The organism is Rhizobium anhuiense bv. trifolii (assembly GCF_024346605.1).
Lineage (GTDB): Bacteria > Pseudomonadota > Alphaproteobacteria > Rhizobiales > Rhizobiaceae > Rhizobium > Rhizobium anhuiense.
The window spans coordinates 149,787-166,663 of record NZ_CP098801.1 but is presented as its reverse complement, the minus strand read 5'-3'; the positions used below and the strand labels follow the sequence as shown (position 1 = coordinate 166,663).

The window sequence follows — 16,877 nt, the reverse complement described above, 5'->3', positions numbered from 1 at the left end:
TTTCCTCTGGCCGGATCACACGACCAAGGACTGCGACAGATACATCGACCCGCTCGCACCGATCTTCTGCAAGCGGTAGGATGCTTGGTTGCTCGGCGCAAACAGCCGCCAGACATAGCTTGACCGGTAGCGAGCCATCCCATCCAAGAGATCATGGGGATCGATCAGCTCGACCAGATCAGGCCGGCTCATCGATGAAAACAGTGGAACCCGGTCGGCTGCGTCAAGCCCCTGAAGCACTGCCAGGGACGCCGGGTTCTTCGCGAAAGGCTCTTCCTCGGTGATCTCTATCGCTATCGGGGCTGCTCCAGCGAGCATGACCAGCAGCGCCCCGCGCGGCTTCGGCTTCGGTCGTGCCGTCGTCGGACCCGCGGCGGCGAGCCTGCGGCAGTCGATAAGCCAACATTTGTCGCCAAACGGTGAAGGCGGTGCGAGCGGGATTGGCGTCGGCAATGGAATTCCTTCTTCGTCGAAGCTCTTCAGTGCCAGGCCAGGCGTCCAGTCGGCCGGAACGTCCTGCCCGGCAACGATGACCACGGTTCCGTCGGGTCGAACCTTGTCGCGGTCGACGACGACCGTCATGCCGTCTTGGCGTTTCACCGCAAAACGTCTTTCGATCAGATCGTTATATTCTGGGTCCTCGAAGCGAAAATGGCGCGGTTGCTCGATGCGCGAAGCCGAGCGTGCCGAGACCGGCAGATCGAGCACCGCGAGCCGCCCGATCTGTCGCTTGTCTTCGCTGCCGGCATTCGGTTTGACCAGGAAGCCGATTTCGAAGCGCGCGCGGGTCGACAGGACGAGGCCTCCCAACAGCCCGCCGAGCGTTTCTCCTGGGGCGTCGACGTCCGTGATCGAAAAACAGCTGATGGGCTTCATATCATGGCCGGGAAGGAGATTGCCGTGGAAGTGGCGACCATTGATGTCGACACTCACCCAGATCGCCTCGATTTTCCGGGCAGCATTGGCGGGCAGTGCGAACTCGAGGTGACCGTCCCAGCTACGATCGATCGCGCCGCGTTCAGGGTTGGTCAGCGTTACGAGGACGGCGTCGCGCGCGAGCGGCTTTCGATCGAGGCCGGGACGACCGGCGATGCGCGGGGGCGGTTCCGCGCAGGGGCCAAAGAGCAGGAAGTTGGGTTGCAGCCCGATTGCGGCGGCCACATCGGTCATGAACTCGTCGCTGCGCAAGCGATCGTTGACGCCGATCAGTGGAGGGCGCGGCGTGAACGCGTGGACCGGCACTTCGGGTGCTTGAGCCCCCGCGCTCTTGTCTTCGGGGCTTCGGGCCGAGGCGACGTTTCGCCCGCTCAATCCGAGACGCGCGACCTGCGCGATCCCGGGCCGTGGCGCGATCTCGCGCGTGACGCTATATTCCGGAATGACGAATTGCGTCAGCAGGGGCGGTGCTGCAACCCGTTCGGCGGCATCGGCTGCGACAGGGTAGAGCGCGCCCGATCCCGCCATTTCGGGGACGTCAACGGAACTCTGAGCGGCCAGCCGGCCGGCCGATGCGCTGGCGGCGTTGCGAAAACTCGTATCGGTGCGGTCCTGCAGCCAATACTCGGCATTCTCGCCATAGGCGCTCGCCCCGACATCCCCCGCACGATCGAGGCGCCACGCTCGCTCCATGGAACGGACCGAGAGCAGATCCTCGTTCACGCCGTCCTTGCGATGGGTGAAGGTCAGTGCTGCGGCGTGGACCGGGCGGAAACCGCCGACCAGATTGGCCGCACCGCTCGGCACGGCAATTCGTCGAGGATCGGCCACAACCGGCGCGTCGGCGCGCGCGGTGAAGACCGAGGGCTGCGGGCGCGAGCGAACGCCGAGCTTGTGGCTCCCACCTTCGTTCTCCGTTGCGCCCATGTCGCGATCGACCACCAGGCTGCGCGGCAATGCATCGGCCCGAAGGATCTCCAGCAGCGCACTGTTTGCCCACGGCGCACGGTCGGCAAGGATTGCAAGCGCCCATTGGCGCAGGGCGAAATCTCCGGTCGAAGCCGGCACGATATCGGATGCGAAGCGACCGACATTGACGAATTTTCTGCGGTTGCTGTCTGGCGCCAGCAGCCGATAGCCGGACTGGTCGGCAGCCTGCGGCGGGCTGCGCGGCGCCGACATGAGCGCCCCCGCCTGTGCTTTTGCAAAAATTGCCAGGACATCGGAATAGTGCGGTGCCCGCTCGAGTGCGCCGGCGAGTGCAGGCGAAAGCCCATAGGCTTCGCCTGGTGTCCAGTCCTGCGCGAGTGCGGGCAGACCGAGATCGCGCAGGATCGGCGACCCGTTGGTCGGTAAAAAGTCGCTCACCCATCCGCTGCCTGCCGCAAGGGCCTCGCTCAGGCGCGCGAGCGCCCGTGTCCGTTGACCGGCGGTGAGCGGTGCCAGTTCGGCGCCCGTCAGATTGCCGGCGCGCACCTGGATCAACCAGTTCGTCGAGGGAGCTGTGCTGGAGACAGCGACAGTGTCGCAATGAACGCTGAGCCCCGCCGCGCTCTGCGCGAGGACGACATATTGCGGAAGGACAATCACTCTGCCCGCTTCGCCCTCGTCCAGGCGGTGAACGGCGTGCGTTGCCACCGTCACGGAAGGATCGGCAAGCCTTTTCAGGATTTCTCCGCGCCATGTCAGTTCAATGCCATGCCCCTCAACGACCGTGGCACTTCCCGACAGGCACAGGCCTGCCGAGGTTCCGGTCAGGACGAGCCGCCTCGGCCTGCCGTTCACAGGGGTTTGAAATTGGATCTCGAATTCGAGGTTGAACCCGAGCGCGGGCACGCCAAGGTTCCCGTCGAGCGCTGCGACCAGATGACCGCCATAGGCGATCACCTCTGCGCCATCAAAAAGACCGCCGCTTACCGACAAGGCCTCAGGGGTGACATCGTGCCAGGTCAGGAGCAGACTGTCCGCTGTAAGGCGCAGGACAGGCGAGGGCGAGATGGTGAGGCCCGGCAGGGTGAAGGTCGCCTGCTTTGCCTCCACGGTTCCCGTGATCGCGTCGACGTCAAATTCGCCCGTCAGCACCGCCTCGCCGACCTCGAAATTGAACGCGTAGGTCAAGATGACCTGTGGGCCTGCCGGGTCCGAGAGGCGTACCTTGATTGCGGCAAGCGCCAGGGGTGCGTCTGATTGCCCCGCGTCCAGCGCAAAGTCCAGGGGCAGCACGCCCGCAAGGTGGGCTGGCGTTGTTGGAAGCGGCGTGGACTGCCTGAGCGCGAACTCGAAGTTGCGGCCAAGCAGTTCGACATGGAGTACCGCCCTATCCGGAGGAAGGATCTTGAGCACGACCGGGGCCGCGCCGGTGACGCCCGGATCGGTCAACCGAAGGACGAGGTCGGGTCCGACGTCGAGAACAGGCATGGTGTTGGTTGCGAGCGCCAGCGAGGCGGCGGCGTCATCGGCGCGCTGCGGGACGCCGCCTGACCCGCTCCTGATCTCCAGAAAACCCTTGATCTTCAGTCCGGCAACCGCTGCACCGCCGCTCGCCTCGATGAGTGACAGCGGCACGAAGTCAAGGCATCCGCCAAGTCCGATGGAATTGTCCGGTCTGCCGCTCTGCGATACGGCCCAGCGATAGCCCTGCAGGTGATTGTGCTCGAAATCGTTGCGCGCCAGCGTCGCAACGTCGTCCTCCATTGGCGTCGGCACATCGGCAAACCAGAAATCGATCGGCAGGATGCCGGCCGGGGTCGATGCCCTCAGCGGGGAGACGCAGGAGACGAGCGTCGCACGGCCGAACAGACGGCTGAGGGTCATGCCGTCGCGCCGGACGCCGGAGGTCGTGAGCCCGCGCTGGTCGGTGAAGCTCCGATTGCCGCCCTCCAGCGCCCGTCTGGCGGTTCCATGTTGGAGTGTTACGCCGTCGATGACACCCGTCACGCCCTCGAGGTCCCCTGCGGCGGGAAGGCCTGGCATGTCGGCGATCACCGTGCCAGCGGCATCCCTGATCTCGACCGCCCCGATATTGTCCCCCACGCGCTCCAGCCTGAGTTTCAGATCGACGCGCTTGGCGTTTTGCGGCAGGAGGTTTGCCAGCAGTCGCCGCGGCCCGCTGCGGGTGATGAGTGCGCGCGGTTGGGCGGCTGCGAGTGCGGCCTGTCGGTTGCGGAAAGCCCAGAGGCGTTTCCAGCTATGAAGTTCGCCGGCTGTCCCGCCCCAGGCCTGCGGGCCGTTGGTATCGAGCGGCTCGAAACGGTCTTGCGGTGGAATGGCGGCGGGCGTGCCGGCTGCAGGGTCGGCCTTTTCCGGCGCCACGGCCGCCTGCGCGTAGAATTCGTCGCGTAGCGCGATATCCTGGCGCATCTCAACGAGGAACGGGAGCGTCTGGTTGCCGATCGGCCACAGCCAGTGGGGCGGCTGGACGGTGCCCGGTTCGGGTAGACGATCGGGTATCACCGCCTCACCGGCGTCGCGATGGCCGGGAAAAAACGTCACGCTTGGCATGGTGAGCGCTGCCATGCCGATCTCACCGGCATAGTGGGGGTCGATCTCGGGGGCTGCATAGACCCCTTCCCCGTCGCCGACCTGTTCATCAAGCCGCAGGAGCGGCGCAAGCCGGGTCGGATCCAGCGCATTTTCAAAGACGTAGGTCAGGTTGCGGTTGCCGCGAAGGCGGCGGAAGGGCGCCAGCTGGCGCAGACCCGAGGGCTGCGACAACGCGGTACCCGCCTCTGCAAGCGCATGCGCCTGGACGGTCGGGATCTTGTCGTGCCATGGCCAGATCCAGGGCCGGATCGCCGCAACCTCGTCTTCACTCGGCAAAAGGGCCGCGGGCGTGCGACAGGGCAGAGTGACGTTGAACAGGACACGGCCCGAAGAAATCCCCGTCACCGGAGAAAGGCGCAGATCCTCGATCTCGATGACGGCGCCGACCTGGTCGCGCAGGCGCTGCTGCGTGGCCTGCTCGAGGCCTTGCAGCAATCCGGGCGACACCGCGCGTAGCGACGTCGAGCGCATGGCGCGCTCGTCGTGATCGGGGAGAAGACGTTCGCGTGTCTGGCGGAAGGGTATGACCTGCAGGGCGCCTTCGATCACCATCTCGTGCTCGCCGATCAGAATGTCGGCCTTGTCGAGCACGAAGCCACCGCCGTCGTTCACCAGCTTGATGTAAACTGCAAGATCGCGGCATTCGGTGACGGCGACCGACCAAGGCCGCTGGTCGTCGCGAAAGCCCTCCCGGTCCGGTCGGTTTCCCAGCAGAATGGCCCCCGCCGGATCGTCGGGTCTGGTAACCCCGGCCCCGGTCGTTGGGGCTTCAGGTGCATGTTCAAGCAATGCGCTCAGCGCCTCGGCCGTCGCGTCTGAAAAGGGCCAGTGGAGGAGGCCGTTATCGAGCTGGGTGAAGGTCCAGAGCGGTCGCAGAACGTCAAGCCCCTCCTCGCCGCCCTCGGGCATGCCTGACTCGCGGCGCAGTTTCTGCGCGGTTTCGATGAGCGGGACGGTCAGCTTCACCGCCTGCGGATTGTTCGCGCAAGGCTTGGACCGGTCGGCGCGATTGCCTGCTACGACAATCCCTTCATCGTCCGGCTGGCTGCGCAGATAGCCGTAGCGGAGCGACGGGCAATCCTGCGCATGGCTGTTTGGGACCGCAACCGATCTGAAGCGAAGCTCCCTGGCATCCCCGTCGACCTCGAGACGATCGGGTTGGACGCTCAGCCCGTCAGGGCAGAGCCGCAGACGAGCGATACCCCCGTCGATGTGCAGCGGCCAATCTGCCCCGCGTCGAAAATAATCGGGTTGACCTGCCTGATTGACGCCCGGCCAGAAGAGAGCCTCGGGACCGGCGGTGCCGACGTCTTCGGCAGATAGCCATTTCGTACCTTTAAAGGCGGTATTCGAAAACGCCGATCGCAACGTCCCGAAGGCGCCTTGCCAACGGGCGATATGGCCGTTCAACCCGGCATTGCCGGGCAGCGTCTCGTCGAGGCAGAGGCTGAGCCCTCGTCCGACCTCGCTGACGGCGGCGGCCGGAACCGCCATGGCCCGCGTGCCGATCTTGAACCAACCGTCGAGCCTGGTCGGCTGGCCGGGAACCGCGATGCGGCCGAACAGGCAGATGCCGTCGGGATAGAGGAAAATCGAGCGCTGCGGCGTGCCCTCGGTCGCCCTGATGCCGCACTCACGCCGCAGAGCCGTCAACAGTCTCTGGCGCCCGATCCGGGCTGCCTGCGAATTCTCCTGCGGGACCTCGATACGACCCTGCAGCAGCTCGTAGAGCGGCCGGCCCGGACCATTGGAAAGGAAACGGGCAACAAGCGGCGTGCTCATGGCGCCAGCGGGCGTGCCGTTGTCGACAGGGTTATAGGTATAGAAGTGGTCATCTGGCTGGCCCTCTGTATGAGGCCTGAAACGCTCCTGATCGTAATTGAGCGCAAGGACGTTGCGTCGGTGCCATTGATGGTTCGTGCTCGTGCGGTTTGGGGTCGCAAACCGGACAACCCTGAAGACGATATCGGCCCCGCCATAGGGACTGGTTGGCAGGGGGGCGGGCACGACGCAGAAGGCCCAGCCGTCGCCGAAGAGGCGGATCGCTCCTGTCGGCAAGGACCAGCTGCTTGTATATCTTTGCGGATACAGCGCCGTCAGCCAGGGTAGTTCAGCCATGCTTTTCCCCCCAAAGTTCACGCATCCTGTTCTCGCGCTGCACCCAGGCGGTTATTTCGGGCTCGTCGAGCGGTTCGAGAGCGGCACCCGCCAGACGCTCGGCGATCACGGTCAGCGCCTCCAGTTCGCCAACATTGCGGATCCGCTCCGGATCGCCGTCGTCACCGGTAAGCGCGAGAAAGGCGGTCAGCACAGGCCGCCAGTCCGCCGCGCCGGTCCTTGCCGCGACGATGAGCGCGTCGCCCGTTGCGGGAGGAGGAGCGTCAGGCCCACAAGGCGTCCAGATCGCATCCGCAGCGTCACTAAGGCTCCAGATGGCGAGACTGTTCTTCATCGCGTCCCATAGCGCTGCGTCGATGTCCGGGCTATGGCGGCGAAGCACTGCTGCCGAGGCGGTTTCGATCGCTTCGGCAAGGTCGGGCGGCGCCGCGTCCTGCGAGGCCAGGCCGTAAGCCACGGCCGCTGCCAGCCGTTCGGGATCGAGCAGCAGACGGATCCCGAAGGCCAGATCCTCCTTGCCGGCGATAACCCCGGGATCGAGCGCGCCTCCGACCTCGGTCAGGGGGCGCACCATGGCGAGCGCGATCGGGAAGGGATTTGCCAGGCGTGCCGTCGCATCGCCCGGCGTCGCAAGCCGCAGTGCGATCGGCGCTGCGCGTGCAAGCGGCCCCTCGCCCGGCAGACAGCCCGGTTTCCAGGCATCGGCCGGGCACGGTTCGCGCGGTGCTATCGGGCGCCCCTCAGCGGCCGGCGCGCGGACTTCTTCCGCATCTAGGCCAGCCCTGAACGTGACCTGCAGGCCGTCCCACCAGTCGCCCGGATGACTATGGCCCAGTTCGTAGACCTCAACGTCCGGGCCGGTCTGGATAAGCACAAACGGCTCGGGTCCGCCCTGAGCGCCGCGGTTGGTCCGGACCGCGGCAAAGGTCTCCTCCATGCCGATCCGCTTGAGGGAGAATTGAAGCATCGCCCCGCCGTCAGGCAGCATGGCGACCGTGCCGGCGACAGTCTCCCGACGTCGCTCGTCGCCTTTGAGGCTTTCGAAGTAGCGTGGAAAGCGGATCGAGATGCGGTGATCTCTTGGGGTCAGGAACGGCAAACCGGGATCGTCGGGCGCAAGCGCCTCCTTCCAGAGCCGGTAGATCGCCTGCAGAGGGGCAGACCAGGTGCCGCCATGCGCGCGAAGGGCCATCAGTCCGGGGTCGGTCTCAGCTTTCGTAGCAGACGACTCTTTGCGGCTCATGGGTACACGGACGATCGCCGACTTGCAGGCGATCGCACGCGCACGCACGTCGAGCTGCGTGTCGTAGAGAAACGCTTCGGCCGGTGTCAGGAAGGCGAGCGCACCAAAGCGAGCCGTGGGCACGGTCCCGAGAAACTCCGCGTCCTTCGCAAAGGCCGGGCTCCAGGCTTCGTCGATCTCGTCGACAGGCGGCGTGGAAAGGCGCGGCCTGGGGCTGAGCTCGAGTTTCGTCGCCCAGGATGCGTCATAGAAGCTGCGCTGATAGCGCCGCTCTGTACCGACATATTGCAGCTGCCGAAAAGAGGGCAGGTTGGAGGCACTCAGAGCAGCTTCCGCGTGACGGGCGAAGACGACCTCGTGGAAGAACGGACCATCGCCCTGCTGCTGGACCAGTCGTTCTGCAATGAGCTGCGGCGGCTCGAGACGCCGGACGCGATCGCCGACATAGCCGCCGACGCTTTCGAATGTCCAGTCGTCGCTCGCCCCAGTCGTATCGCCGGTCATTGCGGTCAGCAGCCGATCGTAGCGCTGTTCGACGGCGACGCGCACCAGCCGGCTCATTGCCCACTGCTGAGTGATCTCGCGGGTGAAACGGTACTCGCCGCCCGCGTCGGCGCAAAGTGTCTCGACCATGACGGCGAGCGGCGCGATGGTCGTCGTGTTGTCGGCGTCGAATATCGGACCGTCGCCTCGCTCGCCAAGGGGTGAGGCTGCAACAAAACGGCGCGCCCAATTGGCATAGCGATCGTTCGCCTTGACCTTCTCCGCCTCCGGCAGAGCCTCGCTTGTCGTGTCACCCCATTTGTGCCACGGCCAGTCGACGGCCTTGATACGGGCCTCCAGAGGTGCAGGCACGGTCTGGCTCGGCTCACCTGCTGCGATCGGGCGAAGACTGACCTGCAGTCGGTCAAGCGCGATCTCCGTCAGGCTGCGCTTTCCGGATTTGGCGAGCAACGCATCGGCCGCCCTGATCGGCAGATCGAGCGCGAGATGGTTGCGGATAAGCGTCCAGGCCGGATGAGACGGCCCGTTGCGCAGCGACAGGAAGATCGTCTTGACCAGATCGAGGAGGCTCGCCTGGTCGACAGCCTTGCCGGTCGTGGCATGACGTGCGGAAAGCTCGACGCCAAGGCCGAGCTGCCAGAGCGCGGCCCAGCCCTGGGGATCGTCGACCTCGGTGTTGCCGTCCATCCAGTCGGCAATCGAAGCGCCGCCGCTCAACGGCTTTCCTGTGGCCGCAGTCAGCGCCCAGCCCTTTTCTGAGGCCGCCACGTCCAGTTCCCCGAGGAACCAGTCGAGCGCGGCGTGCAGACGCCGCCCGGCGATTTGCGCCCCGTTGGCGAGCGGGAGCTGAGGGGGCGATGGAGGCGGACGGACCGGAAAGGCCGAGCGCTCGAGTTCGGGGGGCCAGACCAGTGCCGGTGGTAGCGGTGGCTTGAGGATCTCAGATGGGGGATCGTCCTTGGCAGGCCCGCTCCTGAGCGTGCGGGCGAGCGCCGGCGGCCAGGCCTGCCAGTTCTTGGTATCGATCAGGCTTGCCGGCGACTGTCCGCCGAGTTCAGGATCGGTCGCATCGAACCGGGTGATTTCGGTCCAGACGGGTTGGAAGTCCGGCGAGGTGCGCGCGACGTCGGCGTTGAGCAAGGTCTCATCGGGCGCCTCGAGGATGCGAAACCCCGCCAGCCGAGCGAGCGGCGCCGTCGCATCCGAAAAACCCGACCAGCTTACCGTCACCGCCCGGCGGGCGTCGCCGGCGTTGACGTAGTCGACGACTGGCTCCTCGCTACCGGGCACCGGCAGCGGCACGTGCAGGGAGCCCATGACCGCCGTCGGCCGCCGGAGACCGGCCGCGACCGGGGATAGCTCGGGCGGCACCAAGGGCCATTCGAGATGCCCGAGGACGATCCGATCTTCGCCGCTCTTCTGCGTGTCCTGGGTGCCGGCAGCCCGTTGTGATCGCGGCGAACTCTTGCCGAGGCGAGCATAGAGCCGCACGGCACTCACCGAGGAATAGGTCGCATCCGGATCGTCGTCGCGTGGCCTGGCGGCACGAGTACGGATGAACAGTTGCCAGCCAATTTCGGATTTTCGATTTTGAAACGCGTTGCGCACCGACGCCAGGTCGTGATTGTCGTCGACCGGTTTGCCGCCATGATCGAACCATCTTGCGCCTTCTGCCGGCAAAGACAGCGCAAACAGCTCCCGGCCATCCGGCCCGTGCTTACCCCCCTCATCCAAGCTCCTCTGAGCCGTTTCACGGCTCACCCGCATGATGAGATCGCCCGGCCGGCAGGTGCGGTCCGTCAGCATCCGGCCCTCGCCCTCACCCACCGCGGCCGTTGCCTTGGGGTAGTGACCGATCGGGATCTCCGGCAACTTTCGAACAATGATCTCCCAATCCCGCGGATTGGCGATTCCGGGCTTGCTCGGTACCGGCGGCTGCGACCACTTCATCTGGCCGACGAGATGACCGTCCTCGAAGCAGAGCATGATTTCAGCGTCTTCGGGAGGAAGCGGCGTGAGGCTCGGGCGCAACTGCGCGGTCACCCTCAAGGCCTCGCCTTTGTCTCCCGCCTGACTGACGGGCGTGATGAGCACGAGAAGCTGACGGATTGCGCCGGCATCGCTGAGTTGAGGCGGAAACAGGTCCGCCGTCGGCACGGTCAGGCTATAGGGCGGCGGCAGGGAACGGTTGGCGGTCAGGCGCGATACCGGCAGCACGTCGCATGTGAAAAGAGGTTTCTCGACGATACTGCCGAGGTCGAAAATCTCGACATGGTAATGCTGAAGATAGTCGCGCACGGCGATGCCTATGCCGGGCGCGACGTCCCATTCAGTGAAAGGCTTCTCCCAGACGATGTCCCAGGCAAGCGCAAGCAGATCGTCGTCGAAATGGGCGACCGGATCAAAGGCAGGCTTGACGCCATTGTTGAAACGGATGCGGTCGGGCTCGACAAGCGGATGGAGCGGACAACGGTGGATCGTATGCTCGAATGCAAAGCCCTCCGTATAGGCGAAGCTGATTTCGGGCCGCGCGATCGAAGGGTCGCGTTTCGTCGCCCAGTCCGGCAGCCCCCCTTCGGCGACCACCACCATGCCGAAATGGGCAAGGGATGCCTCGTCGACGGGCGCGCGTGACGTCCCGCTGCTCGCAAGATCGCCGGCGAGCCGTCTGACGCCATCCTGCAGCCACTGCATCAGGAACGCCTGGTTGCCAAGCGCCTGCGCCCGCGGGCTCAAGTCGTCGGTCGGTCGGTCGTCGTTCAGCGCCTTGTCATAGGGGTGAGCGACATTGAAGTCCGGGTCGGCGTGGCGAGGCCCAAGGGCGACGCGATCGTCGACGAGGGGCGCGCCGACTTCAGGCAGTTCGACGCTGCGAAGACGCGGAAGACCTGCTCCGATATTGAAGGGGAATCCCGGAGGGGCGTTCTCCGCGGTGTAGCTTCCCGCCAAAAGGGTGCGAAGGCTGAGCGTCACCCCGTCAGGAGCATCGTTCGCGACGAACCTCCTGTCGGCGTCAACGACGATTGTCGCCGTCTCGTTCTGGACAGCAACAAGACGTCCCTGTCGATCGAAGACCCTGAGTGTCGCACCCTGCCCCGCAAGGCCGGTGATCGTCGCATAGTCGGCCAGGCCCGGTGCCGGTACCGGATAGAATACGCCGTCCTGCGGCGTCGGCATGATCCAGATCACCCAGCGCGGCACGCCGCCGGCAGAGCCTGCCTCGATCACCGAGAAGGCGAAAGGCTCACCATTTGACGCGACGCCGGGCGCATTGGTCCCGATCGCGGCCGAAAGAGCGGCAGGCGCGGATGCCAGGATGGGGGCCGAAATCTCGCCAGGGATCGGCGGAACTTTGCCGGGTTCCAGGATCGAGGACAGGAACGGCGCCATGAGCCCGCGGGCGTTGCCGACGGCGCCCTCGTTCAGCCCGACGGCGATGCGCGCGCTCAGCGTTCGTCCGAAAATCGAAATACCGACCTGTGCGTGGCCCTTGAAGCCGAGATCGGTCGAGCCCGTCAAACCCAATTCGAGGGTCAACAGCAGCTGGATCGTCAATGGAAATTCGAGCTCGATGTCGATCGAAAAGAACTTGGCGTCGATATGGAGCCATGCCTGGATCTTGAGCACGACATTGATGCTGATGCCGACCTGGCCGTAGATGCCAGCCGGTAAAGGCAGCAACATATGCTGGCCGACGAGGAGGCGCGTGGCGAACTTGACGTCGGCCTCGGCGACAAGGCGCAGGCCGAGGCTTCCACCGCCGGCACCGCCGCGCAGGCCGAGCTTGCCGCGGGCCGAGAAATAGAGGCCGTGGACGATCATGCGCTTTTCGATGGCAAAGAGGATGCCGCCGCGGCACTCGACCGTCAAAAGGCCGAGGTCCAGCGAGAAAACCAGCCGGTCGACCCAGCCGATCTCGCCACGCACCCGGTTGGGCTCGATCAGCGCGACGAATTCGAACGGCATCGGGTCGAGAATGAGCTTGAAAAGCGCGGCCAGCTTGTCGCCCTTCTTGCCATAATAGACGTTCTTGCCTTTGGTCGCATAGGCCAGCAGGCGCTGTTGGCGCGGCGAATAGAGAATGAAGCCCTTGACCAGGGGGCGCTGATGCATGTTCTCGACATCGTTGAAGTAGTCGTCGACGCTGATCGGAAGCCAGGCCCTCATGGCGGTGACCATCGTCAGATCGGACCGCATGGCGCCGAGCAGCTGCACGACGATTGTTCTCAGTCCGGCCTCGCTTTTCGCATCATAGGCGGCGCCCTGACCCTGCGTGGTGCCGAGCGTCAGCGCGGCCTCCAGCGCCACGACCCATTGCGCGGGCTCTCCCGGTTCCTCGACTTTGTCGAACCAGCTCTCCTGGCGCGCAAGCGTTATATGCGCGTCGATGTTGGCGTTCATCCGCTCGATCGTCTTGGTGAGCGGCTGGTCCTCGTCGATACCCTGCATGATGACGGGGAACATGCGCACGCCCAGCCCTCCGCCGATCTGGCGCAGATAGATCGGCAAAGGCGGGATCTGGTAGCTGATCTTCGACGCCTCGATCGCAATGAACCAAGCGCGGACCCAGACGTCGTCGGCGCGTCGCAGTTCCATGAAGCCGACCGCCGCTCCGAGTTCGGGCAGGCCCGGGATCGTGATGACGCCATCGCCCTTGAAGCCCTTGCGGGTCGTCTCGTCGATTGAGACGACCGAACCGCCGAGGCGAAAGCCGTCGGCGGCCTGGACCTCGACGCGCAGGTCCTTGAACTCGATCTGCGGTATCACCGCCCCGTCAGCGGGCATGCCGATATAGAGTTTATGGAAGTCGATCTCCGCCGAGATCACGTCGCCGGTATCTGCAAACAGGCACTGCCCGCCGATGATCAGCGCCGGACGCATCCGTTTTTCGTCGCGGATGCCTGAGAAATCGTATTTCGGATGGAAACCCAGCGAGCGGATTTCCATGCGGAAGACGTTGAAAGCGTCGAACACGACGGGCTCGCGCAACTCGACCGACAGTTCGACATGCTCGATGAGTTCGTCGCTCAGCGGCGCGCGGTTGAATTCGATGGTCGCGGCCTCGAGGTTTTCCAGCATCTTTCCATCGAACTCGCCCCATTCGGGTTGAAACTGCGCCTTGCCCGAGACCTCAAAAAAGAACAGCTTTTCCTGCTTGGCTGTTTTCCGGTAGCGCAGCTCGAGCTGCGAGATCTCGAAGCGAAAGCGAACGCCGCCCGTGACGATCGGCTTGTCCTTGTCGGCGAGTTCGCAGACAAGCTCGTCAAGGACGATTTTCGAGCCTTCCTGCTTGAGGCCGATGGCGAGCCGGATCGGCGCCGACGACAACAGCTCGGGCAATTTGCCCGTGGCCCCGATCGAGAGGTGGCGCATGCGATTGCCCTCGATCTCGAGCGAGGCATCGTTGAGCAGGAACGGCTCGTTGAGCGCGCCGACCTTGATCTGAGTCGCCAGAAGCCTGGCGGAAAGATCAAGGCCGCCCGACCCGATACCGAACTTGCCGACCTCGAAGGCAAGAATTCCGATCTCCTCGCTGACGACGAAGGCGCGATAGGTTTCGCCAGGCAGCGTGCCCTTGTTGAGTTCGACGAGAAACCGGCCGCCGTCGAGTGTCAGCTGCAGAAACGGAAGCTCCGTGGGAACGGGCAGCGTCTCGTTGCCCTTTATCGGAATTGTTCGAACGAGGTAGATCTTGGTGCCCAAAAGCTCGAAAGGCTCACTGATGTCGGCGCGCAGCTCCTTTTCGAGCTTGAATGCCGCAAGATGATCGGGCGGCGGGGCCGCTATCTTGCGCTTGATCGGAAATTCGGCCTTGTCGCGCAGCCGTACGGACATGTCGGCGAGGTCGAGCCGCAGGACGGTCGTGCCCTCGACCTTGTTGCCGAGCACGTCAAACTTCAACGTCGCGTGAAGATCGAAGGCGTTGACGTCTGCCGGTCGGCAGATCCGATCGATGGCGATCTTGACCGGTCCGATCGTGCCGCCCTTGTCGCTGAACAGGTCATTGGCCGCCTGTACCGCCATGTCGAACCGCCAACCCCGCTCCGCGTCAAGGCCGGGGCTGGAAAAGCGCGCGGGCGACAAAGGCAGCGGAACCGGCTGCGGCTTGGCGGGCTCGACCGGGCATCCGGAGCAGTCACCGACGCCAGCACCGGCATTGTCGGGATAAAGGGGCGCAAAAGCGGCGCTGTCGCCTTCGAATGCCTGGAGGACGCGGGGCATCTCGCCATCCGTCCAGCTGAGCATGGCGAGCGCCTGCCACCGGCTCCCGTCGCTGGCAAGATGGGCCGCAGCGAAGGGCTTTCCGCCGGTACGCGGCATGGCGGGCAGCGAATCCTGCTCGGTCTCGGACGATCCTTTCGTCAGGAAACGCATGGCGTTGAAGCTCGCGCTTGCAACGGTTCGGGCGGTTTCATCATAGCCGTGAAGCAGGGAAGCGGTCCATTTGCCGGCGCGCTCATAAAACAGAAGCGAGCGCAGCTGGGGTTTGGCGAGCGCGACCGAGACGCCAGGCAGCGTCAAAGAGAAGTCAGGATCGGCGATCGGTGCCGCCGGTGCTCCGCCGGACGCGGCAGGCGGGATCAAAAGGACGATCTCCTCCCCGTTCACCACGGCGCAGACCTCGCTGCCGGCAGGAGGCGGCGCGGGTTCAGTTCCCGTGACCGGCGCCGGGCCTTCCGGACGCCATTCGAGGCGCAGCTGCCGGTCCGCGTCGAAGCGGGCGAACTGCAGCGCGACGAGCGTCATTGCGCCAGGCGCCGGTTCGGCCGCCTGCTTGTCGATCCAGGGAATGGATTTCAGGATTGCTTGAAGCAGACGATCATTGTCCTGCTTCCACAAAATGGTGAGCAGCCCGCTGCGGTCGAAACTGCCATCGACGAACGCGATCCTCGGATCTTCAGCCGGCAGCACGTCGTCGGATGACCATACCTCGGTCAGGCCATGGCCTGAAAGCGGCAAGCGATAGGGATCGAAAGCCGTACCGGCGACATTCGCAAACAGGTGGCCTGAGTTCGCCTCGCAAGTATGGACACTGGTTCCACGCAGATGCAGCCTGATCGCCTTGGCCTGCCAGAGCGGTTTCTTCGCCCAACGGCTGGTAAGGGAGAGCCCGCCGATCTCGACGATGAATTCGGGGCAGAGGTGGGTCAGCCCGTCCGCACCCGTCTCCGCAAACAGGCCGAAGCGAAACCGCCAGCAGGCGCAGTCGACACCGAGCGCGCCGAAGGGCAGCGACAGCGTGTCCGGATCGGTGCTGACGCCGTTGGCGGGATAGTGGTCTTCGATCAGCTGGACGACGAGGACGTAACGGTTGCCGTCGAAGCTGAGGCTTGCCTGGAAGCTTGCATATGTGAGGACGGTTTGACCTTTCCAGCGCAGCTGCAGGGTCCGAGCAGTCGCAGTCAATCGGTGGCCGGCAGCGGTATTTTGAAGGGTCAGACCGGCGGTCTCGAAGCCGACGCCGAGTGGCATGGTTGGAATGAGGGGAAGTGCTACATTCCAGGCCGGTAGGGCAACGGAAAGATCGATGCCGGCGAGCCAGCCGAACCAGGCGCCGATCTGCGGAAGCGTGATGGCGAGGTTCGGAAAACCGGACGGCAGCCAGCCGGTGGTGACGACGATGCCGTCGAGGTCGAGCCGAAAATTTAGATCGTCAATGCCGATATTCGGCAGGGTCGGCGGACAAACGCAGGCAAAGCCTGTCGTGAGCGGCAGTCTGAGTTGAGCCCCGCCGACTGCGCTGACGTTTGACCATTGCGTGCCGTCCGCAGCAACTGCAGTGACTACCCAATCGAGATAGAGTGCAAAGAACGGGTGCTCCGGCGTATAACTGCTCGGCCGATCGGCGCTGCGCACAGCGATGCGAATGCCACTGAGTTCCACCCCCGCCGCGAACTTGAGGCCAATCAGGCCATGATGCTCGAACCGCTCGCGGGTTTCTGCGACACTGAGGTCGAGATTGAATTGAACGAGGCCAGCGTCCAGATCATCATCATGGACAGCATCGACAAGTGTAAAGTCTACGCTGTCGGCAGAGCCTGAGCTGATCTTCAGCTGTCGGTAAGTGTTGCCGGTACGACCAACCAGTTCACATGACACTTCGCCATTCGACATGCCTGGTATCGATAAACGGAAGATCTCGGGATCGATCTTTCCCATAGTGCATCGTCCCCCACGTGCAACACATCAGGAAGATTGTATTCTATTCAATAGTGAAATTGCTAATTAGACCGGCCGTTTCCTTACAGCCAGGAATGCGCTGCGGCGGAAGGAATCACGCGAGGAAACTTTCCGAGAATTCTAGAAATTGGATTGGACTGGATAGATTACCGTTGAGCCGACTTGATACTACTCAAACCGACCAAAACATACTTCCACGGAACCTGAACACAGTCAATGGTTGCATCAGCAAGTGTGATATTTTTCCTTTTAACGGAGCCCGAGTAAAACTAGGGCTGTGCCGCGCTTATCCTATTTTTCATTGAACGCGATTTTTTCCCTCCTCCCCAACATGACCGGACACTGATCTTAG

The 16,877-nt window shown here is 64.2% G+C and carries 2 protein-coding genes; both read right to left on the bottom strand.

The annotated features are described in order from the left end of the window. Window positions 1-15: 15 nt before the first annotated feature. Window positions 16-6,597 (bottom strand): hypothetical protein, encoded by a 6,582-nt coding sequence (locus NE851_RS00735; protein WP_254955631.1) that lies wholly within the window; start codon window positions 6,595-6,597, stop codon window positions 16-18. Then, on the bottom strand, window positions 6,590-16,504 hold the full coding sequence (locus tag NE851_RS00730; RefSeq protein ID WP_254955629.1) for a hypothetical protein: 9,915 nt from the start codon (window positions 16,502-16,504) through the stop codon (window positions 6,590-6,592). Before NE851_RS00730 ends, NE851_RS00735 begins: the two co-directional genes overlap by 8 nt. Window positions 16,505-16,877: the final 373 nt, after the last annotated feature.

Coding starts and splice junctions, on each gene's coding strand:
- NE851_RS00735 (WP_254955631.1), bottom strand. CDS start 6,597: ATGGCTGAACTACCCTGGCTGACGGCGCTGTATCCGCAAAGATATACA.
- NE851_RS00730 (WP_254955629.1), bottom strand. CDS start 16,504: ATGGGAAAGATCGATCCCGAGATCTTCCGTTTATCGATACCAGGCATG.